We start from the raw sequence: 23,032 nt of genomic DNA, 5'->3' as shown, positions 1-23,032 counted from the left end.
TCCTATTTTAAATATTGTTTAAATCTAATACTTTTATATTTTTCCAAATATAATCAACTGCTGAAATTACAGTAAATATAACAGATATATACCACAATACAACATCAATATTCAGTGGAATTTTTATTAAATTCGTAGAATTTAAGAGAATAAAACTTATAGCAAAAAGTTGTGTTATAGTTTTTATTTTTCCATAAATGCTAGCTGATATAACTATTCCATTTGATGCTGCAATTAGTCTAAACCCTGAAATTATGAACTCTCTTGCCAAAACTATACAAACCATCCAAGCTTCAACTTTTCCAAATTGTACAAGCATTACAAGTGCTGAACATGCTAATATTTTATCCGCTAAAGGATCCATAAATTTCCCAAATGTAGTAACTAAATTTCTACTTCTTGCTAAATATCCATCTAACATATCAGTTAAAGAGGCAATTACAAAAATTAGAAAGCCTAAAATATTATCAATCCCTAAAAATAACAAACTCATTATAAAAACTGGTACTAAAAATATTCTAAACAAAGTTAATTTATTTGCTATATTCATTATTGTCCCCTTTCATTTTATCTAAATAATCAAATCCAACTAAAATTTTTCTAGGCTTACTTCCTTCTTGTTTTCCAACAATCATTCTACTTTCCATTTCATCAATTATTCTTCCGGCTCTAGCATATCCAATTTTCATCTTACGTTGTAATAGAGATATTGAAGCGGAATTTTCCTCCAGAACTATTCTGACTGCATCATAAAATAAATCATCAACATCTTCGTCGTCACTATTATCCATATTTGAAACCTCAGATTCAATATTTTTAATAATTTCTTCATCATAAAACACTTCTTGCATTTGTTCTTTAATATTATTAACAACCGCTTCAACTTCACTATCAGAAACAAAACAACCTTGAATTCTAATAGGTTTTGAAAGCCCGGAAGGATTAAACAACATATCACCTTTTCCCAACAGTGTTTCTGCTCCGGAAGAATCTAAAATAGTTCTTGAATCTATCTGTGAAGATACTTGGAAAGATATTCTAGAAGGAATATTAGCTTTTATTGTTCCTGTTATAACATCAACAGATGGTCTTTGAGTTGCAACTATTAAATGAATACCACATGCTCTTGCCATTTGAGCAAGTCTACAAATATATGACTCTACTTCATTTGCACTTACCATCATTAAATCAGAAAGCTCATCTATAATTATAACTAAATATGGTAATTTTTCCAATTTATCAGTCTTTTGTTTTTCATTATAGCCTTTAATATCTCTAACTTGGTTATCAGAAAATAAAGTATAACGTCTTTCCATTTCTCTAACAGCCCAATTTAAAGCTGCACTTGCTTTCTTTGAATCTGTTACGACCGGTATAGCAAGATGTGGAATATTATTATATATTTTTAGTTCAACAACCTTTGGATCTATTAAAATCATCTTTACGTCATCAGGAGAAGATTTATATAAAATACTCATAATTAATGTATTAATACAAACAGATTTTCCTGAACCTGTTGCACCTGCAATTAACATATGTGGCATTTTATCAATTGAAGAAACAATAATTTCACCTGAAATCGTCTTTCCTAAAGCCATAGGCATCTTAGAAGTACAACTTTGATACTCTCTTGAAGACAATATCTCTTTCAAAGACACATTCTCTTTTAAAGTGTTGGCAACCTCTATTCCTATAACAGATTTACCCGGAATTGGAGCTTCAATTCTTATATCCGATGATGCTAATGCTAAAGATAAATCATCTGCTAGATTTACAATTTTATTAACTTTAACTCCCATATCAGGTTGTAATTCAAAACAAGTTACAGTTGGTCCTTTATTTATTCTAACAACTTTTGCTCCTACTCCAAAACTTTTTAAAGTTGTTTCTATTTTTTTAGCTCTTTGTTTTAAAGTTAATTCCGATTCAGTTTCTTTAGTTTTACTTCCCTTTAATAAACTTAATGATGGAATTTTATATTCTATCTTTTTCACTTCTGAAGTAGTAATCTTTATATCTAAATCATCTGATTTTTTTTCAGTAATATCATCTTTTTTATCTAAATTACCTATATTATCATCAGGAAATAAATTAAAACTGTCTAATAAATGCTCTTTTTCCATCTCTACAATCTCAATATCATTTTTATTAGATACGCTATCATTGTGATTTGAAACAACAATTTCTCTTTCTTCAAAATTATCTACATTTTCAATAATTTCTAAAGTTTCTACATTATTTGCTTCATTTGTTTTATCTTTTAGTGCTTTTTCTTCTTTATATTTTAAATATTTATTATTTATATTTTCATAAGCTTTTAAAATATAACTTTTCATAATCTTTAAAAAGTCAACAAATGTTATATCTAAAAATGATAATATCAAAAATAATCCTATTAAAAAAGTAAAAATATAAAGGCCTATTGTTCCAATCATAATATTATAAAAATATCCTAAAATAGCACCAATATAACCACTTCCTTTCGGAGTGATATTTTTTACAACTGCAAATTTTATTGACAAATTATTAGAGGTGTTATTTGATAAATCAACTATAGCCATATAATTAAAAAACAATAATAAAGACATAATGCTACGATTTTTATTCTTTTTATTTAGTTTTCCAAGAAGTACGACTATATAAATTATTTCCATAATAACTAAGAATATAAAATATGTACTACCAAATAACTTTTGAAAAATATTTTTTACAAAATTTCCTAAAAATCCTGTATTAGCAAAAAAAGAAAATATAATAAAAAAAGAATTCAGTAAAAACAATCCCAAAATAATATTCTTAAATAGTTTATACTCTTTATTAAAATTAGTTTTTTTTGTCTTAGACCTTGTTTTTCTCTTATTTTCCATATTTTCCCCTACTAATAACCTGTATGACCAAACCCACCTTTATCTCTAGATGTATCTGAAAGTTCCTCTACAAGTTTAAAATCAACTCTTTCATACTTTGTAATTATCATTTGTGCAATTCTATCATTATTTTTTATAACATATTCTCTATCAGAAATATTAACAATTAGAACTTTTATTTCTCCTCTATAATCACTATCTATAGTACCAACACCATTTGCCATAGTTATGCCATGCTTTAAACTCATTCCACTTCTAGCTCTTATTTGACCTTCATATCCTAAAGGGATTTCTATAAATATACCAGTTGGTACTGCCAATCTCTCCATAGGCTTAATCACTAAATCTTCTTCCAAATTGGCTCTTAAATCAAATCCTGAAGCTCCTTCTGTAGCATAAGTAGGATTTTCGTTCTTACTTCTATTTATAATTTTAATTTGCACTTAATTATCCTCCAAAAAATAAACTTTAACAGGTATAGTATATCAAATTTATCACTTTTAATCAAACTACTTAATATCATTATTATCTATTTTTTCCAAGTAAAAATCTTCACTTATTTTTATAAATCTTGCAGTCACATCTAAAACTTCTGGCAAAAATTTATATTTACTTGTTAATTTGTTTTTTGAAAACAAAATCCCTTCAAAATTAAAATCAAACTTTTCTTTATTTGAATTATTTACAAAAACTCCCTGAATTTTAAGTCTGTTATCAGTAACAATAACCTCACCTTTATCTTCTATTTTTAAATTACTAAAAACTTTTACCTCTTTACTCAAATCAAAATATAACTTATTTTTAATATTAATGTTTATAATATTATATTTATAATCCTTAATATATTCTGAATTTTCTATTAGCAAAGTTTTAATGAAATCATCTCTAGAACAATTCTGTAAATTATGCTTATTTGCAAAATTATCAATATCACATAAGTTTAAGTCTATATTTTCTGCTTCAAATCCCTTGTATAAGAGATAATTTTTCAATAATTTGATATATTGTTCGTTATACATAAAATATATCTTATCTTTATAATCATAAATTCTTAAATCTTCGGAATATGTATTTTGTATTTCATCACTAAAAATTCTATCATATAATTTAGAATAATCTTTATTTAAATCAAAATAAAAATCATTACTTAACATTTTAAGTTTCCCATCAATAAAATTCTTAACTTGCAAATCAAATAAATAATTTTCTATTCTATTTTTATCAACAATCTTATATTCAACAAGATTATTATTATTCCTTACTTCAAAAAAAATTTCATATTGATGAATAAAATAAGATACAGCCCCACTTCTTTTATCATAAAAATTTAATTTTTTCTTAATCTTCTTACTATTTAAGGTTAAATTGTATTTTTCAAAATATTTTGAATAGTCATTGATATTATTAACTTTCAACAATTCACTAATATTTATCTTTAAATTAAAATTCTCCCTATTGTTTAATTTACTATTTATAAAATTTAAAGTATTCTTCGTACCTAGAATATCTTCCAAACCTATTTCTTCCAATTTTTTATGAATAGATTTTTCTTTTGAATTTTTATGATTATGAGTATTAATCGTTCTATGATAAATCGAAAAAAAAGCAACAACAACTAAAGAAAATATTAACAGAACGATTGGCATAATATAAGATTTACATTTCATATTAATTTTCTCCTGTAAGATACTCAATTTTTTTATTCTTCAAAAAAATGTATTTAGTATATTCTTTACTATTAAAAGAAAACCTTAAAATCAAGTAATCATCAGATTTTTCCACGTTAAAAAAATCTAAATCTTTTATCAATAAATTACTACCATAATATGTTGAATTTAAAATGTCTTTAGATATCCTGCGAATTTCATATCTATTCCCATATTTTACTTTTTTATATGCTATTTCATTTACTTTCGATATTGTATGATTTGAATTTTCGCTTATAAAAGAATTATATCTATACCTTTTTATCTTTATTCCATCTGAATCAACTTTAGTTTCTACCGAATCAGAAATTTCATTTTCCATATATTCCATTGCATAATTTATTTGTTCTAATTTTGAATAATTTTTTCTTTGATTCAAATTTGCAAAGTATGTTCCATAAAAAATATACACACAGCAAATAACAATAATACTTGAAACTACAATTGTAATTAAAAGCTCTAACAATGTAAATGATTTTAATTTATTTGGATATATAAAATTCATATACTTTCTCCATGTCATCTTTTAAAAAAATCTTTATATTATATAATTCACCTAAATCTGAAATTTTAACATCATATTTTTTAGTATTCACTTCATTTAAAATAGACTTATTAGTTTTTATATTATTTCTTATAAGAACAACAGTATTTTCAATACCTAACAATTTTTCATTATTATTTATATTGACATTTTGAATTCGTAAAAAAGTATTAATTCCAAAAATTATATAAATACTTATAACAGATAAAATAAAAATTGCAAAAATACATTCTATCATTGTAAATGCTCTATTTCTAAAAAAATTATTTTTCATCTTTAATCACATTAACAAAACCTGTTACAGGTCTTATTCTAATTTCATAATTCTCTTTTTTATATGAAAATTTAAAAGTCTTTCCTTCACTTGGAATTCCATTTGTGTTAAATTCCAATTTAATACTATTCAATATATTCAAGTTTTTACAATAAAATTTTTTAAAAATATATCCTTCTGATGAAATATTAAAAGTATCATTTTTTGAATCAGATTCTAAAACAACATTTTTCCTGTTTTCTATAGAAAAGACTTTTGCATTTTCAATACTTTCAGCTATCAAATTCAGTTCTTCAAGGGCAATTGATTTTTTGTTATTCACATAATTTACTCTAATAATCATAACCATAACAGAAATTATAGCTAAACAGACAATTAATTCTATAAGAGTAAATGATTTTCTTTTAATCATCTTTTTCAACTGCCGGTGTTACTATAATATCACCATTTTTGATTTCAACCTTATAATTAGTTCCTTTTATAGACTTAGGTAATTTAGGCATTTCTTTTATATACTTTTTATTTACCAATTCTTCAGTAATATCCATATCAGTTTCAACTTTTTCCTCAGTTAAATATCTAAGCCCTGCAACCTCTAAAACTCTAACATTTGCGGAATGAGCAGTTTTATCAGCCTTAACTCTTGAATTATTATATCTAGGAACCGCGATTAAAATCAAAATTGCTAGTATAGCAATAACAACTAAAAGTTCAATAAGTGTAAATGCTTTTTTCTTCATCTTATTCATATTATAAATCCTCCTAAAAATTAAATTCAATTAAAAAAATTTATTAAAAAAATTGCAGGAAAATTCCTGCAATTTTTTTAGTTTGACCAATTTCCGTTAGTAAATACAGGAATTTCTTCACCAGATTCAGTTATTCCAACTACGTTTAATGTTTCATCTCCAACCATAAAGTCAACGTGAACTAAACTATCATTAGCTCCTTTTTCTTTAAGTTCTTCATCAGTCATCTTTTCTCCATCCTTTAAACAAGTTGGATATGCTCTACCTAAAGCTAAATGACAAGATGCATTTTCGTCATAAAGAGTTTCAAAAAACATTGTATTTGTATTTGAAATTGGAGAATCAAAAGGTACTAAAGCAACTTCTCCTAAAGATAAAGCTCCTTCATCAGTTTCTAATAAAGATTTTAAAACTTCATAACCTTTTTTAGCTTCATACTTGACAACTTTTCCATTTTCAAATTCTAACTTAAATTCATCTATTATATTTCCATTATAATTCAAAGCTTTTGTACTATAAACAACACCATTTATTCCATCTTTATGTGGAAGAGTAAATACTTCTTCTGTAGGCATATTTGCTGTAAAGCTTATTCCTTTAGCATTAAATCCGCTACCCGCCGCATTCCAAACATGGTTCTTTGGTAATTCAATAGTTAAATCAGTACCTTTTTTACTGGAATATTTTAAATATTTGAATTGCTTTTCATTCAAATACTTAGCCCTTCTACTTAATTCACTAATATGTTCTTCCCAACCTTTAATTGAATCTCCTTCTCCTATTCTTGAAGTATAGAAAATCAATTCCCATAGTTTTTCTACTGCTTCTTTTTCAGTAAGTTCAGGAAAAACAACCTTAGCCCAAGCAGGAGTAGCAGCTCCTACAACACACCAAGAATTTCTATCTGACATAAGAGAGGTTGAAAAATACTTCATTGCTTTTGAATTTGCAATACTACTTGCTTTAATTTTTGCAATATCTAATCCGTCTAAATTATTTGGATCATCTCCAACAACAGAAATAAACACAGCATCACTATCAATATAATCTGTATATTGATCAACAGTCCATTGTTTAACCTCTGATAAAGTTTCAATACTTGCATATTCAAATTTACGTCTAGTTATAATATCATCTCTCCATACAACATTAACGTTTCCTGCACCTGCTTTATACGCTTCTTCAGCTAAAGAACGAACTAATTCTTTTGCTTCAATATTTGCTCTTATAACAACTACTTGATCTTTTTGAACATTAGTCCCAACTTTAATAATAGTCTCAGAATATTTCTTTAATTTTTCTTTAAAATCCATAACCTTCTCCTTAAATTATTTTATAAATTTATTATACACTATTTTAATAAAAATGCAAATATATAATAAAAAATCGATTTTTTTCAATAAAAAAGGGACAACTTAAGAAAAAATTTGTCATCCCTTTAGTAAATCTTGTTTATTTATAAATTTTTTAAAATATATTTGCTTATTACAACTTAATATTTTCTGGAGTTTCAATAACCATACCTGATGATTCAATTTTTGCAATCGGATCAAATTTAGGTAAATCTCCAAAATCCAAGCCTGTAATTTCTTCTATTTGAGAAACAGGAACTTGATATGTTTTGTACTCACCATATGCAAATTCAAGATTTTCAATCATATTTTTCTGAGTTTGAAGGTAAGCAGTAGCAGACATATTGCCATCATCTTTAATAATAACTGCAACTTTCCAAAATTCAGCAGGAATCTTAAATTTTCCACGATATATCATATCATCACTTCTAAATACAGGACCGGTAAAAACAGTAACCTTTAAGTTATGATTTTGAGCATTTTTTAAAATATAATTCTCTAAATCCAACCAAATTTTTTGATTTAAGTTTTTATGTTGAGGAGAGCTGTTTGTAAAATGAAAAGTATCATTATTTGCCTGCATAGCTTTTTCTCCCCAAACCGGATCTAGTCTTCTTACCAAGTGACCACGATCTAAATCATTTTTCGCATATAACTCATCACCATATTGAGCTTCTATAGGAATTCTTGAATCAAAATTCCAAGTATCTCCACTTCTTTTGATATTTTGTGCCTGATTCCCATCAATATTTACCGCAGTGAAATATGCAAGGCAACGAGAACGACACATTACAATTGAAAAATGTGTATAATCCAAAACATAATTTCCATCATCCATACATGAAACATCTTTTTTCATATCTTCAGACAGTTTTGGAAGATCAACATTATACTCTAATCCAAGAAACGTACTATCATAACCATATTCTTTTTGAGAAATATTTGATTGATTAAAATTATGCTTACTAAAAATCTCTATATTCGGAAATACTTCTTTAATAAATATCTTTTCTTCCATAGTAAAATCATTATATTTTTCTACAAAATAATTTGAAATAGAACTAATACGAATTCCCTCATTTGCAATCCATTCATTTTTGTTATTAGGATTAGGAACTCCTGAATGATGGAGTGCTACAACAACCCACTGATCATTAAAAACTGGAGATCCTGATGATCCGGGTTCAGTATCAGTTAAATAGTGAACATAGTCGTCAAAAATGGATTTAACCATATTTTCTCTAACTGTTACCACCTTTGGACCTCCATTTGGATGTTGAATTATAGAAACATATTCTCCTTCAAGAATTTTTCCCTCATCAGGAATTAGGTTAAGATGACCAAAATCTTTAGGATGTTTTTCACTTAAAGGATTATCTTTAATTGCAACCAATGTAAAATCAAGTTCTTCATCAGTAACAAAAAATCTTTCAGGATCAAGTCGGAAAGTGTATATAGGACAAGGCATAAAGTTTGTATCATCTTGATAATTAAATTCTACTATAGAATTTAAAGCAGTTCTCATATTATCAATAACATGATTATTAGTAATAAGTACATTTTCTGAAACTAAAAATCCTGTTCCACAACCAATAAAACTTCCCCTATCATTACGAATCTGTATTCGACAAATAGAGTTTCCGGAATTAAATCCCATCTGTAGATATGAGATTGGAAATAAATCATTTCCATCTAAGATTCTTTCCCTAGCATTAGAATCATATGCATTTATAACTTTTATTCTTGATTCCATATTATTATTTTTAATAATCTTTCTTGGTACAATTACATCTTTTTCAGATTCGTTTTTAATGAAACGTTTCAATGCTTCTTCCTTAATTTTATCCTGTTTTTCATCAAAAACTTCCTTCGAAATTTCATTTTGTTCAATAATATTTTTCAACATAAAATTACTCCTTTATATCTATATCCTAATTAAATACAGCATATTTAAACTATACTCTAAAATCAAATATATTCTATTATAATAGTTGTCATATAAACATTATAGTTGCTCAAAACATCTTAAACAATATAATTTTGGTATATTCTTTACTATTTTAATATTTTTTAATTTGATTATTAAACACAAACCAAGCTATAAATTATAACTATAATAGTTTATTTCATTATAGCATAAACATAATATAATTTCAATAAATTTTATGTCGTTTAAATATTTTTATAATATTTTTACTTAACTATATTTTTTTCTATTTTTATAAGTAAATTACACCAATCAAACCAAACAAAAACATATATAAGCTAATTACATATATTCCTTTAAATTCATATATAGTGACTACTTCAGGATTATTCTCTTTAAAAAATACAGTTACTTTTCTATAATAGTTTTTTTCAGAAAATACTCCATAATAACTTCCAAGCGCACTCTCTATACTCTTAGCTATATACTCTTGATTGTTATATTCAAATTTTACAAGATATGGATAAGAATAGAATCCTCTAGTTCCACTTACACTACTACCAAAACCAATGATAGTCCCTATAGCAGATTTTCCATAAATCATAAATGTAAGTTTCTTATAAACTAAAGCTATTGAAAGTATACAAAACATAACCCCAATAATCTTCAATATTACATCCTCCTTTATCTCTAAAAATTAATTTCTATATAATTCTAAGAAAAATTATCTTAAAAAAGTAAATAAAATGAAATTAATTTGTTACTATGCATTCTAATTATTTTTCAAAATACGTTTGTAAAGACTAAATTATTATTATTATGATATTAATATTATTTATTATTTGTAGTATAAATTCGTATACTATTAACTGTAATACTAATTTTTTAATTCCTACTAATAGTATATCATATTAATTACAAATAATTTAATAAAATATTAGAAATATTATTGATTGAAAATATAGCATTTATAAATATAACCTAATTATAATTAATATAAAAAAATAATGGAGAAACCATTCCCCATTATATAATTCATAAAACCATATTTAAAAGCAAAATCCTTACAAATTATTAACTTTATAATGATATATTAATTCTTTCGTTTGAAATGGTTTTGTTAAATTATCATCTGATTTACTATAAAGCCCTTCAACTTTTTCATCCAACTGACTCTTTGATGTTAACATAAGAATTGGAGTTTTAATCCCATTTTTTCTCGCTCTTCTTGCAACTTCAAATCCATTCATTTCTGGCATCATAACATCAAGTATGGTAATATCATAGATTCCACTTTCTAAAGCCATAAGTGCAGAATCACCATCCTCCATATGATTTACATCATATTTCTCTTGCTTCAACAATTCTACAAGTGCCCTTGCCATCCTTTTTTCATCCTCAGCTAAAAGTATTCTCATTCTATCACCGCCTTTTATAGACTCTTAAAATAAACATAAATAAAATAAAAAAATTTTTATTTTATTTATTCCGTTTTTATCTATATTATTATCTATATTTACATAGTACATTAAAATTTAAAAATAGTTATTAAAATTTTATTTTATTAATTCATAACCAATAGTAAGTAATATAATACTCTACATTATTATCTAGAATTTGATAAAAATCAATTTCATTAGTTTAGATTCTAATCTTTTATTATCTATTCTTTTACTTTCATTATAACTATACATATTTGTTCTGTCAATAACAATTATAAAAAATTTTTTTTTGTGACTTTGTTTATTTTAATTTTATTGTAGTTAGTGTGATTTTATGATAAAATATACTAAAAGATTATACAATAAACTATCATTCCCTTAAACCACTGCACTACTATTTCATAATCTGCATTTCAATGATTTTTTAGTTTAATGGAATCAAATGAGAAAGAAACGCTACAACAGGAAAAGTACAGATGAGGAGTTTGAAGAATAGAAGTTATCTTTTGCTAAGAAATCACGATTTTTAAAGAAATTTAGATAAAGTAAAATTTATATGCACAACAAGGAAGGATTATAGAATTATGACTATGAAAAATTTTATATAATAAATAAAGATAGGCAAATTAGGATTTGTAAGAAAAAGGTGTATTGAATTTAGACAGGTACATTCATATTGGAGCTTTCTCCAAATATTCATAAACAGAACTTTACATATCTTGCAAATGTATATCTTGGTGTGAAAAGTTCCAGTTATGGCTATTCGGCAGACACATTTATGGTTGTCGGTATTAATGGGATATCCGAATTTGTTTTACTGTTAAAGAATCTCTATTAAATACTGTAAACAGATGCAAGACTGGAAGAGGCATAAAGTGTTCATAATTACATCAAGTTTACTGCTGACACTAATAGTAATATAAGAGTCATAGAACGGCTGAAGAATAAGAGTGCTTTTGGTTCTACATAAAATAAACTTTGAAAATGAAATTAGTCAGACCTATCTGAGAGAGTTTGTTAACCAATTACTCGCTGACTTAAGTAAATATACCAACGACAAATTAGAATTTTGAGGATAATATGATGGCAATAGATTGGCTAGATGGATTAATTATTAAAGTGAAAGCTGATTGTGATAAAATCACTATTCAAGTAAACAAAGAATGTTTGGTTTCTTTGTAAAATCAACTTTTGTAATTAACGAAATCTTCTCCTGGAAGTCATATTCACTATGATGAATACAATTCACTGGAAGAGAGATTTCTGGAAATAATTATAAAAAACACTGTAAGACCTAATTGAATTTAAATAAGCTAAAACTCGTAAGTTTGGGAGGATTATATGAGCAAAGAGTTTGATATATATTATGGAGAAGAAGAGTTCAAAACTGTTGATGGCGGAATAGAAGACATACAGGCTGTATTAATGGGAGAAGATATTCACGCTAAGGAAAGACTTTTATTCTATCTCGATTGGTATATGGATCCATACTATAACAAAGATTTGTCTGTTATCAAAGAACCCCTGAAGGAGTTATTGCAGAAAATTGTAATAACTGACAATGACACGGATATCATTGAAGAAGCTCTACATCTGCTTGAATCATATACGGATGGACCGTATGCCATTCTGGAGACGAACAAAGATAATATTTCTAAAGAATTTCAGCATAAGATTTTCTATTTGCTAAGCGACAATATATGAAGACAAATTATAGTTTGTTTAAACAATATTTTTCCGGAATACCCACTTTCAAATAATCTCAAAAAGACCGTAACAACTAAGCTACGGTCTCATTTTCTATATTTATTTGTAAATCCATTTTTAAATATTATCAGATTTATTCTTTTTAAAATCTTTACCTAATTTTGTCTCTGTTACTTATCATAATAGGCTATAGCCCTTGAAAACAAGGAATTTTCTAAGAAATCTGTTCTACTCCCACTCGATTGTTGCTGGTGGTTTGCTTGTTATGTCATAGACAATTCTGTTAATATTTTCTACTTCGTTTACTATTCTTACGGAAACTCTGTCCAATACTTCATAAGGGATTCTAGCCCAATCAGCTGTCATAAAGTCTGTTGTTGTAACTCCTCTTAGAGCTAGAGTGTAGTCGTATGTTCTAAAGTCTCCCATTACTCCAACTGTTTTGTTATTTGTTATAACTGCAAAATATTGGCTTATATTCTTATCTTCTCCGGCTTTTGCAATTTCTTCTCTAAATATTGCATCAGCATTTCTTAAAATTTCCAATTTTTCTTCTGTTACTTCTCCCATTACTCTTATTCCTAAGCCAGGTCCCGGGAATGGTTGTCTGAAAACTAAGTATTCAGGCATTTTAAGTTCTAAACCTAATCTTCTAACTTCATCTTTAAATAAATCTCTTAAAGGTTCTATCAAATCTTTAAAATCTACAACATCCGGAAGTCCACCTACATTGTGATGAGATTTTATAACTTTTGCATCTCCAAGTCCTGATTCAATAACATCCGGATATATTGTTCCTTGTGCTAGGTAATCTACTTGACCTATCTTTTTAGCTTCATCTTCGAAAACTCTGATAAATTCTTCACCGATTATTTTTCTTTTTTGTTCAGGATCTGTTATTCCTTTTAACTTTTCTAAAAATCTGTCTTTTGCATTTACTCTTACAAAATTTAATTCATCATTTTTAAAAGCAGCTTCTACATCATCACCTTCATTTTTTCTCATAAGTCCGGTATCAACAAATACACAAGTCAATTGGCTTCCGATAGCTTTTGAAAGTAAAGACGCACAAACAGAAGAGTCAACTCCACCTGAAAGAGCTAATAAAACTTTTTTATCTCCAACAGTTTGTTTTATTTTTTGTATTTGTTCATTCATAAAGTTTTGCATTGTCCAATCACCACTTGCATTACAAATATCATAAAGGAATGATTTTATTAACTCTTTTCCTTCTTCTGAGTGATTAACTTCGGGGTGATATTGAATGGCATAAATTTTCTTTTCTTCATTTTCTATTCCGGCATAAGGACATGTATCAGTATGTTGAATACAATCAAATCCTTCTGGAAGTTTTACAACTTGGTCTTGATGACTCATCCAAACTGTTGTTTCAGATTTCATATTTGAAATAAGTTTTGAATTTTTATCTTTAATACATAAAGTTTTTCCAAATTCTTTTTTGTCAGCCTTTTCAACAACTCCACCAAAAATTTGAGAAATTAATTGCATTCCATAACATAATCCTAAAATAGGAATATTAAATTCAAAAATTTCTTTTTCAATTTTTGGCGCATTTTCGTCATAAACACTATTAGGTCCACCAGTAAATATTATTCCTATAGGTCTTTTTATTTTTATTTCATTAACTGCTTTATTGTAAGGAATAACTTCACAATATACATTAAGATCTCTTACTCTTCTGGCAATTAATTGATTATATTGTCCTCCAAAATCAACAACAAGAATTAATTCATTTTTCATTTGATAATCTCCTTAATTTTATTTAATAATAATATTATATAATATTAGTAACAAAAGGTAAATATCAATAAAGTTATTTTAAATGAAAAAGGAAGCTTTCGCTTCCTTTTATTAAATAATTTATTTTACTTCTGTAGGTACTGTAATTTTACCTTCAGCAATACTCTTCTTTAATTCTTCAATTTTTTGTTTTAATTCATTAGGAATTTTAATCTTTAATTGATCTTCTTTTCCATATGCAACGTCAACACCATTTGTTTTTAGTGAAAATTCAATAGTTTCGCCACCTTTGAATTTTCCTTCATATAAATCTTTACCAACACTCTTAATAGCTTCATTTACTTTTTTAATTGTAGAAGCTACAACATATTCCGGTGCTAAGTAAGATTGGTCTCTATCTACACCAAAAACGAATTTTTTGTTTTCTTTTGCTGATTCGATAACACCATTTCCTGTACCACCTGATGCATGGAAAATCATATCAACTCCTGATGAGTACATACTATTTGCAATAGCTTTACCCTTAGTTGCATCTCCGAAACTTTCAGCATATTGAGCAACAACTTCTACTTTTTTATTGTTGTCTTTTGCTGCTTGTTCAACACCGGCTCTAAAACCTGCTTCAAATTTTTTGATTAATGGAGATGTAATACCACCAATAAAACCAACTTTGTTTGAAGTAGTTAATGCTCCAGCTAAATACCCAACTAAAAATGAGTTTTCATTATCTGCAAAAATTGTTCCAATTAAGTTCTTTGGAGTATTTTCAAAAGCAGAGTCAATAATTACATACTTTTGATCCGGATTAGCTTTTGCTGCCGCTTCAATATCTTTTTTTAATGCAAAACCTATACCTGCAATTAAATCATGTTTAGCATCAAGTAAAGTTTCTAAATTTGTTTTGTAATCAGAAGCTTGTTTACTTTCAACATAAATAGGTTTTTCAATTATGCCTTCTTTTTGTAATTCTTTTAATCCTTCATAAGCAGATTGGTTAAATGATTGATCGTTAACACCACCAGTATCAGTTACCATAGCATATTTGATTGGTTTTTTAGTATTTCCCTTATTTTCTTCTGTTTTTTCACTAGGTTTAGAAGAACAACCTGTTAAAATCATAGCACCAACTAAAAGTGCTGCGAAAGCCTTTTTAAATTTCATATAAAACCTCCTAAATTATTTAGTCTAGTACATTATATATCATAATAAATAAAATTTCAATAGTTTTTATGCTAATCACCTATTAAATTATCATTATTTTCTGAATTATTGTCATTTTGTTTATCTGATTGAACATTTTGACCTGATTCAGCTTTGTTATCAATATATTGTCCTACTATATCTCTTACTATAGGTCCACAAAAAGCACCAGCTCCACCTTGAAATATTACTGTCGCTATAGCAATTTCAGGATTATTATAAGGTGCAAATGAAACATTCCAAGCATAGTTATCATACGCTTGACCAGTAACCGGATTAGTTCCACTTTTTTGTGCAGTACCTGTTTTTATACCGATTTCTATTGGTAAATTTTTAAAGATTTTAGCATTTTCTGAAGTTTTAGAAGCCATATTCATTCCTTCTAAAATATATTTCAAATTTTTAGGATTAAAAGTTGATTTTTCAGTTTCAGGATTGTTTTGAAATGAAACAGTTTTATTATCATAACTTACAATCTTTTCAATTACTGAAGTTTTTACTTTTTGACCACCATTAGAAATCATAGCCATATATCTTGCCATTTGAATTGGAGTATAGGCATTTTGACCTTGTCCAATTACAGTATTTAATGAATCCGCATTAGACCAAGAAGCTTGATTTAAATAGTCGAATTTTATCATATCAGCTAAAGAAACTTTTGAATTACCAATTGGTTCTTCAGCATTTAATTCCAATTGTTTTAATCTTTTAATTACTTCTGTCCTAGATGGAACAGATTCTTCTTCAGTCCAATTTACTATAGTATCAATTATTTTATTAAAGTCGTAATCTTCTTTATTTTTACCATCTAAAATATACTTCTCAATTTCTTTTTCCAACTTCTGTTTTAACATAATTTTAGTTAAAGATTTTTTTGTATTAGAATCTGGTACAACACCTTTACTTTCTCTTGGAATATTGATTTCTATACCAGTTCTTTCTCCAAGACCTAATTCCTTTACAGTTTTAGATAAATCTTCAATAGTTATCTTTGTACCTGTTTTCTTATTTGATTTAGGATTTTCTCCTAAAGCCAAAGCATAGAAATAATAGTTACAACTATCTCTTAATGCAGTTCTCAAGTTTTCATTACCATGCGTTCTTTGGTACTGGTTCCATATCCAACATCCAAATTTAGTATCTCCGACATCCATAATCCCTTGACAATTAATATTTTCATTAGGATTTAAACCTTTTTCAAGTGCTGTTAATGCACTTGCAAGTTTAAAAGTAGAACCGGGTTGTGAAACACTTTGTGTTGCAATATTATACAGCGGTCTAGGAGCAAGAAAATCTCTTGGATCTTCAGGAAATAAGCTTATCCAATCGCTGTTTGAAATACCTGTTACAAAAAGATTTGGATCATAAGACGGATAACTTGCAAGTGCTAAAATTTTTCCAGTTTTAACATCAAGAACTACTACCGCTCCACTTGTTGCATTTCTATGTCTTTCATGCGGTGTATAACTTCCCCATTTACTCTTGTACTCACTTGCATTTCTAATAGATTCCAAAGTATTCTTTAAAGACTCTTCAGCAACTTTTTGTAAATTCGAATCGATAGACAAATAGACATTTTTTCCCGGAACTGCCTGAGTTTCCGAAATTGTTTCAGTCCTATTTCCTCTATTATCCACCATTACTTTTTTAAAGCCATCTTTTCCTTTTAGTGAAACTTCTTGACTTTCTTCAACTCCAGTTTTTCCAATAAAACTATCTGATGAGTATCCTTTATTTTTTGTATATTTATCAATTTCATCCTGTTGTGAAATTTTCCCTATATATCCTAAGATATGTGATGCTAATTCACCATTAGGATAGTATCTTATGGGCTCCATAGAAACAGTAAATCCATTATTATTTTCAAATTTTTCTTTTATATGAGATATACAAGGTTCAGATATTCCATAAGTTAAAGTAATAGGAATATATGCCTTATCACCTTGCAACTCAACTTTTCTATTTAAAACTAAATAACTATATGCAATATAATCATCTAAATTATCAATAGAATATGTCTTTTTTAATGTTGAAAATAAGCTCTCAGCTGTATAATCTTCTTTTATTTTATATCTATTTTTTATTTCTGTCCTATTGATATTATAAACATAGTCAAATGATTTACTCGTTATAGAAATTCTTAAAATAATATTATTTTCAGTATTTACTTCTTGAGCAACAAACTTAATATCATCAGATAGAACAAAATCATAAAGTAGATTATTTTCTTCTGCAATAGAAATTAAATGAGTTAAAGGTTCAATATCTTTTTTCTCATTATCTTTATAATTAAATTGTACTGTTTCTTTGTCTTTTTCATCTTTAACTAAAGTATATTCAACATTTGCATCTATATTCTTTTCTTCTAATTTTTTTAATAAAACCTCTGCTGGAATTACTTTATTTCCATTTTTATCAACTTTAACATAACTCAATAATTTATCCATAGTAAATTTTCTTACCATATTATAAAAATCATCTTTTGCATCAGTTTCCAAAGTTACTTTTGAATTCTGTTTATTTAATTCCGACTTTATTAACAACAAATTATATCTATTTAAATCTACCAATGGACTTAATTCAATATTTTTCAAAAGGTTTCTACTTTTCAATTCATCATAAACCAATTTTCTAGCCAAAGGTTGATCTAATATTTTTCTTATTATTGACTTATCGTCTTTTACTAAATTTGCAACATGTGAATAAATTCCTTTAGAAAGATCTTTATCCTTTGCGTATTCATTATATTTATCTCCTTTAGTAAAGGTGATGTCTCCACTATCTACATCAAAGAAATCACTTGGAACATATATTCCTTTAAGTTGTAAATCTCTTATAACTTTTTTTATGATATAGTAGGAAAAATTAGAAGAAGAATTTTTTTCAATTCTTAGTTTTAAAATATCTTCGACTAATTTGTTTTCCAAAATTATATCCAAAACTTTTTCTTTAGGAGATTTTAATTCTGTGAAATAATCAACATCTGAAGAATATACAAAGTAATTAATTCCTAAAAAATAATCATCAGTATCCCAACTTGCTCCATCTTTATTAAGTATAGTTGTTAATTCTTCAATTTTTTCAACCTTTTCATCTTTACTCAGCCTATTAAATTCATCTTTTAAAATTTGAACAGCCGGACTTGTTTTTACTCCCGCTAATAATTTACCGTTTCTATCATAAATATTACCTCTCGGAGCAGTTATTTTTACATCTTTAAGTCTATTATTATCTGCTTTATTTCTATAATCATCTCCATTTATTATTGTTAAATGGAATAATTTTAGAACAAGTGCACCCATCAAAAAAAATAAAATAGAATAAACTATCTTATATCTCAATTGTCTATCATTAATTTTCTCTAATTTATTCTTATCAAAAATTTTCATATAATTACCTACTAAAATCTAAATTTTCTCTTTTTAAATACTTTTTTCAAAGCATAATTACATACCAAATATAATAAAACATTTAAAATCAACTCTATAACTATTGGACCTTTTAAATATTTTATAAGAACATTTACAGAAGAATTTTCCAAAAACATATAAATTATTGTATTCATAATCCAATAAAATAATGTTGCTACAATAGTAATTATAGAACCTGAACGTATATCTCCTTTATTTATAGAATCTTCACTATACCCGACTATGAAGCCTATCATATAATATATCAACGCTCTTATTCCAATTACTCTAGAAAATAGAATATCTTCAAAAAATCCAAGTACAATTCCACAATATCCAGAAACATAAGATCCAAAATTCATAGCTATCGCTACAACAAGTGCTATACTCATATTAGCTTTAGAATTAAATATACTAAAATTTGGCAATATAGCTGTTTGTATCATTATACTTGCAAAAAACATCAATACAACTTTTAATCTATTCATTAGCTCCACCATTTCCTTTTAAGACAAATACTCTGAATAAAGTTGTAAAATCAACAGGAGATTTAACACTAACCTTTTTTTCCAAATTATTATCTGAAGATTTTACTTCTGTAACTTCTCCAATATATAAATTTCCGGGAAAAACTCCGCCTCTACCGGAAGTAACCAACTTATCTCCGACTACAACATCTGCATCTGATTTGTACATAAAACCTGATAAAAAATTGTTTTCTTGACCATTTATAGCTCCATATGATTGGGTTCTCACGACATTAAAAGAAACATTACTCGTTGAATCCAGTAAACCTGAAACTTTACTCCAATTATAACCAACCTCTACAACTTTTCCTACAACAGCAGTTATATAAGTATTTTCTTTATCACCAACAGTTCCCTGTACTATAATATCTCCAACTTTTACACCATCTTTACTTCCTTTATTAATATTAAATCTTATTAACAAATTATTATTATCTAAAGCAATAACATTAGCACTCAACAAATTTTCTTTGTTTTTTAAATACAAATTATATTCGTTTTTCAAAAAATCTTCTTTTGCTATTATATTTTCCATACTTACATTCTTTTCTTTTAGTTCTGCATTTTCAATTTTTAATTTTTCATTCTCTTCTCTAATAGTTCTTGATCCAAAAATGTTTTTAAAAACTTCTTTTGAACTTGCAATAGAAGAATATACAATCCTTGAAATTGAACTTGTAACAGTCCCTATCGCATTTTCTCCTATATTCATAATAGAAGAATTGTTACTGAAAAAAATTATAGAACTTAAAATTATTACTGTTGTAAAAAAAGAGATTTTCTTTTTACGGGATTTAATATTTCTAAATCTATTCATTATTCTTTCTCCTATTACTTTTACCTTTCATATTATTAGTTAAAATACTTGCTCCTTCACAGGTACAAGTCAGTGGACTTTCGGACACATTAATCCCTATTCTTAACTCATTTTGTAAATATTCAACACAACCATTTATTTTTGAGCAACCTCCAGTTAAAAATATTCCATTTCTTAAAACATTTCCTGCCATTGAAGGTGGTGTTTTCTCCAAAATAACTTTTATTGCATCAGATACAGCATTAAAAAGTGGAAATAATGAAGATGTTATATCTTTACCATATATCATAGCATTTCTTGGCATTCCACTGTTTATATCTCTGCCAAAAATTGATAGATTATTACTGATATTACTACTAATAAATGAAGATAAATTTATTTTTATAAATTCGGCAGTTTCTTTATCAATCATTAACTCATATTTATTTTTAACAATATTTACGATATCATAATCAATAGAATCTCCCCCAATATCTACAAATTTAGATGCAACGACCCCACCTAAACTAACCAATGAAACATCTACAGTTCCTCCACCTATATTTACAACAATATTTCCTGAAGGATCTAAAGCAGGAAGTCCCATTCCTATTGCAGATGCAACTGCACTGGGAATAAATTCAACACTTCTAGCTCCAGAATATATTACACAATCTTCAATAGCCCTTCTATCAACTTCAGAAATTCCACTTGATATTGCAATATACACCTTTGGATGAAAAATTGAAAAACTTGACTTTGCTTTTTTTAATAAATTTGTAAGCATTACTTGAGCAATCTCAAAGTTTATTATTTTTCCTCCCTTAATAGGTGCTAATGTTATTATATTATCAGGAGTTTTTCCCTCCATACTTTTTGCCTTTTCCCCAACTGCAACTATTTCATAATTATTCAAATCGACAGCAACAACAGAAGGTTCAATAACTTTACCGTCTTTTCTTTTTGAGTATATCAGAGTGTTAGATGTACCTAAATCTAAAGTTAAATCTTCCCCTAAAATCCACGAAAAACCCATTTTTCTACCTCTCTTATCTCATTAATCCCTTTTCTTTTAAACTTATATATTTATTATATCCGATTATAATATGATCCAACAATCTTATTCCTACCAAATCTCCGACCTCTTCCAATCTTTTTGTTATATCTATATCTTGAGAACTTGGAGTTGGATCTCCACTTGGATGATTATGCAAACAAATAATACTGTTTGCACTGTATTTCAAAGCATATTTAAAAACTTCTCTAGGATGAACTATTGATGAATTTAAATCACCTTTTGATATTTCGTCCCAAGAAATTATTTTATTCTTAGTATCTAGCAAAAGAACATAAAAATGTTCTTTCATTTCATCCCTTAATATATTCATAAAAATATCTGCAACACTTTTTGGAGAACAAAATGAAAAATTATCAACACATTCTCTCATATTCAGTCTTTTAGAAAGCTCCAATGCAGAAATTATAGAACATGCCTTAGACAATCCTATTCCGTCTATTTTCATCAAATCATTAATTGTAATTTCACTTATCCTATGAAATTTATTCATATATTGCCATAATTTCTTTGAAAGAGTTAAAACATCCTCTTTTTTTGATCCGCTACGAATTAAAATTGCTATAAGCTCGTATTCACTTAATTTTTCAGATCCGAATTTATAAAGTTTTTCTCTTGGTTTATCAGTTTCTTGTAATTCTTTTATAGAAATAGTAAAAGTATCTATATCTTTATATTCTATATTTTTTACACTATTAACTTCATTTACAGTTTTATCTACAAAAGACAACTCTTCTTCTTTGATTTCTTTTTCAAATATTTTTTTATCTTTTAGTTTCTCATCATTCAAAAATATTTTTAAATCTTTTAAAAAATCTTCATAATTATAGCTTGACATAATTACCTCTTAAAATTTTATACATATAATTAGAAATAATCCCAACTAAAATTCCGGTAAAAATTCCTATTATACCTAGGAAAGGAATAAAATTGACCAAAGTATTTGTATTTAAAAGTATCATAGAAACTAATATTTGAACCATAACATGAGAAACAGACCCTAAAACACTTATTCCTATTAAACTTAAAAATCTACTACAAAATTTATTTGATATATACATAACAACAATACTTGTAAATCCTGCAGAAAAATTATATATAAAACTTACCGGATTACCTAATATTATTACCAATAAAACCGCCTTTAAAAACGAAATAAAAAATGTTTCTTTAAAACCGAAAAGTATAATTGAGTTTATAATTATTACATTTGATAAGCCCAATCTTACATTTGGAATGGGTATTGGAATATAATACTCAAGCAAAGATACAACTAAAGCAACTGAAACAAACAAAGAAATTAAAATAACTTTTTTTACATTCATTAATTTACCACATCCAAATCATTATTTTGTCTTGATTTAATTTGTATAACCAATCTATTAGGCATACAAATAATTGCCTGTCCAACTTTACTAATTTTACCAAACTTAACATCCAGTTTATCAGGACAATTTGCCTCAATAACTCTAACCCCGTCATTGTCAACTTCTAAAACATTAATTCCAAAAGATGTTCTTATCGGATAAACTTTCTTTTCCTTGCCAAATGTTATCTGTTTAATTTCCTCTCCGTTTACTTGAACACTTATATATTTATCTTCAGTTGTTATAAAACTTTTATTTATATATACAAATGAAAAGAAAAAAATAATAATCAAACTAAAAATAACGATAATATCTCCTTTTTTCATAT

At 26.7% G+C, this 23,032-nt stretch carries 22 protein-coding genes; 1 reads left to right on the top strand and 21 read right to left on the bottom strand.

Annotated elements, in window-relative coordinates:
- Positions 1-7: 7 nt before the first annotated feature.
- The 12 genes from pgsA to ACMX2D_RS02040 form a co-directional block, all read right to left on the bottom strand.
- On the bottom strand, positions 8-550 hold the full coding sequence (gene pgsA / locus ACMX2D_RS02095; protein WP_009448752.1) for a CDP-diacylglycerol--glycerol-3-phosphate 3-phosphatidyltransferase: 543 nt from the start codon (positions 548-550) through the stop codon (positions 8-10).
- Complete coding sequence (locus tag ACMX2D_RS02090) at positions 534-2,867, bottom strand: DNA translocase FtsK (protein WP_414972544.1); 2,334 nt, start codon at positions 2,865-2,867, stop codon at positions 534-536. Before ACMX2D_RS02090 ends, pgsA begins: the two co-directional genes overlap by 17 nt.
- 11 nt (positions 2,868-2,878) lie before the next feature.
- Entirely contained in the window at positions 2,879-3,310 is a 432-nt protein-coding gene (gene dut, locus ACMX2D_RS02085; protein ID WP_009448552.1) for a dUTP diphosphatase, read from the bottom strand.
- A 66-nt stretch (positions 3,311-3,376) separates the two neighbouring features.
- The gene (locus ACMX2D_RS02080; RefSeq protein ID WP_414972543.1) at positions 3,377-4,534 is read right to left on the bottom strand and encodes a hypothetical protein; all 1,158 of its coding nucleotides are present in this window, start codon (positions 4,532-4,534) and stop codon (positions 3,377-3,379) included.
- A gap of 1 nt (position 4,535) precedes the next feature.
- Complete coding sequence (locus tag ACMX2D_RS02075) at positions 4,536-5,078, bottom strand: PilW family protein (RefSeq protein WP_414972542.1); 543 nt, start codon at positions 5,076-5,078, stop codon at positions 4,536-4,538.
- Entirely contained in the window at positions 5,056-5,391 is a 336-nt protein-coding gene (locus tag ACMX2D_RS02070; RefSeq protein WP_039849448.1) for a PulJ/GspJ family protein, read from the bottom strand. Before ACMX2D_RS02070 ends, ACMX2D_RS02075 begins: the two co-directional genes overlap by 23 nt.
- Positions 5,381-5,803: a prepilin-type N-terminal cleavage/methylation domain-containing protein gene (locus tag ACMX2D_RS02065; RefSeq protein ID WP_414972541.1), complete on the bottom strand. Its 423-nt coding sequence runs from the start codon at positions 5,801-5,803 to the stop codon at positions 5,381-5,383. Before ACMX2D_RS02065 ends, ACMX2D_RS02070 begins: the two co-directional genes overlap by 11 nt.
- The gene (locus ACMX2D_RS02060) at positions 5,796-6,140 is read right to left on the bottom strand and encodes a prepilin-type N-terminal cleavage/methylation domain-containing protein (protein WP_009448778.1); all 345 of its coding nucleotides are present in this window, start codon (positions 6,138-6,140) and stop codon (positions 5,796-5,798) included. The genes ACMX2D_RS02065 and ACMX2D_RS02060 overlap by 8 nt, the downstream gene beginning before the upstream one ends.
- Before the next feature lie 77 nt (positions 6,141-6,217).
- Positions 6,218-7,453 carry an aminopeptidase gene (locus tag ACMX2D_RS02055; protein ID WP_414972540.1) on the bottom strand — a complete coding sequence of 412 codons (1,236 nt, stop codon included), beginning with the start codon at positions 7,451-7,453 and terminating at the stop codon, positions 6,218-6,220.
- A 172-nt stretch (positions 7,454-7,625) separates the two neighbouring features.
- A complete protein-coding gene (locus tag ACMX2D_RS02050; RefSeq protein ID WP_414972539.1) occupies positions 7,626-9,398 on the bottom strand; it encodes a DNA/RNA non-specific endonuclease in 1,773 nt (590 codons plus the stop codon).
- Positions 9,399-9,711: 313 nt separating this feature from the next.
- A complete protein-coding gene (locus ACMX2D_RS02045; protein WP_414972538.1) occupies positions 9,712-10,089 on the bottom strand; it encodes a DUF3592 domain-containing protein in 378 nt (125 codons plus the stop codon).
- Between the two features lie 394 nt (positions 10,090-10,483).
- Positions 10,484-10,837, bottom strand: coding sequence for a response regulator (locus ACMX2D_RS02040; RefSeq protein ID WP_414972537.1), 354 nt, complete (start codon positions 10,835-10,837; stop codon positions 10,484-10,486).
- A 1,365-nt stretch (positions 10,838-12,202) separates the two neighbouring features.
- Between ACMX2D_RS02040 and ACMX2D_RS02035 the strand changes: the two genes are divergently transcribed.
- Positions 12,203-12,565, top strand: a complete 363-nt coding sequence (locus tag ACMX2D_RS02035; RefSeq protein ID WP_414972536.1) for a hypothetical protein — start codon at positions 12,203-12,205, stop codon at positions 12,563-12,565.
- A 231-nt stretch (positions 12,566-12,796) separates the two neighbouring features.
- On the opposite strand, the gene guaA is transcribed toward ACMX2D_RS02035, so the two are convergent.
- The 9 genes from guaA to ACMX2D_RS01990 all read right to left on the bottom strand — a co-directional run bounded on the left by guaA (position 12,797) and on the right by ACMX2D_RS01990 (position 23,030).
- Positions 12,797-14,329: a glutamine-hydrolyzing GMP synthase gene (gene guaA, locus ACMX2D_RS02030; protein ID WP_414972535.1), complete on the bottom strand. Its 1,533-nt coding sequence runs from the start codon at positions 14,327-14,329 to the stop codon at positions 12,797-12,799.
- A 120-nt stretch (positions 14,330-14,449) separates the two neighbouring features.
- Positions 14,450-15,490 (bottom strand): BMP family lipoprotein, encoded by a 1,041-nt coding sequence (locus ACMX2D_RS02025; protein ID WP_414972534.1) that lies wholly within the window; start codon positions 15,488-15,490, stop codon positions 14,450-14,452.
- Between the two features lie 71 nt (positions 15,491-15,561).
- Complete coding sequence (locus ACMX2D_RS02020) at positions 15,562-18,918, bottom strand: penicillin-binding transpeptidase domain-containing protein (protein WP_414972533.1); 3,357 nt, start codon at positions 18,916-18,918, stop codon at positions 15,562-15,564.
- Between the two features lie 11 nt (positions 18,919-18,929).
- Positions 18,930-19,427, bottom strand: coding sequence for a rod shape-determining protein MreD (mreD, locus tag ACMX2D_RS02015; RefSeq protein ID WP_009448456.1), 498 nt, complete (start codon positions 19,425-19,427; stop codon positions 18,930-18,932).
- Entirely contained in the window at positions 19,420-20,283 is an 864-nt protein-coding gene (gene mreC / locus ACMX2D_RS02010; protein ID WP_414972532.1) for a rod shape-determining protein MreC, read from the bottom strand. Before mreC ends, mreD begins: the two co-directional genes overlap by 8 nt.
- Positions 20,276-21,298 (bottom strand): rod shape-determining protein, encoded by a 1,023-nt coding sequence (locus ACMX2D_RS02005; RefSeq protein WP_414972531.1) that lies wholly within the window; start codon positions 21,296-21,298, stop codon positions 20,276-20,278. The genes mreC and ACMX2D_RS02005 overlap by 8 nt, the downstream gene beginning before the upstream one ends.
- Before the next feature lie 13 nt (positions 21,299-21,311).
- Positions 21,312-22,175: a RadC family protein gene (gene radC, locus ACMX2D_RS02000; RefSeq protein ID WP_414970783.1), complete on the bottom strand. Its 864-nt coding sequence runs from the start codon at positions 22,173-22,175 to the stop codon at positions 21,312-21,314.
- Complete coding sequence (locus ACMX2D_RS01995; RefSeq protein ID WP_414970785.1) at positions 22,162-22,662, bottom strand: Gx transporter family protein; 501 nt, start codon at positions 22,660-22,662, stop codon at positions 22,162-22,164. Before ACMX2D_RS01995 ends, radC begins: the two co-directional genes overlap by 14 nt.
- Positions 22,662-23,030, bottom strand: a complete 369-nt coding sequence (locus ACMX2D_RS01990) for a NusG domain II-containing protein (protein ID WP_414972530.1) — start codon at positions 23,028-23,030, stop codon at positions 22,662-22,664. Before ACMX2D_RS01990 ends, ACMX2D_RS01995 begins: the two co-directional genes overlap by 1 nt.
- Positions 23,031-23,032 lie beyond the last annotated feature (2 nt).

Source organism: Parvimonas oralis, from assembly GCF_047608425.1.
GTDB lineage: Bacteria > Bacillota > Clostridia > Tissierellales > Peptoniphilaceae > Parvimonas.
This window is presented reverse-complemented; position numbering and strand designations above follow the sequence as displayed.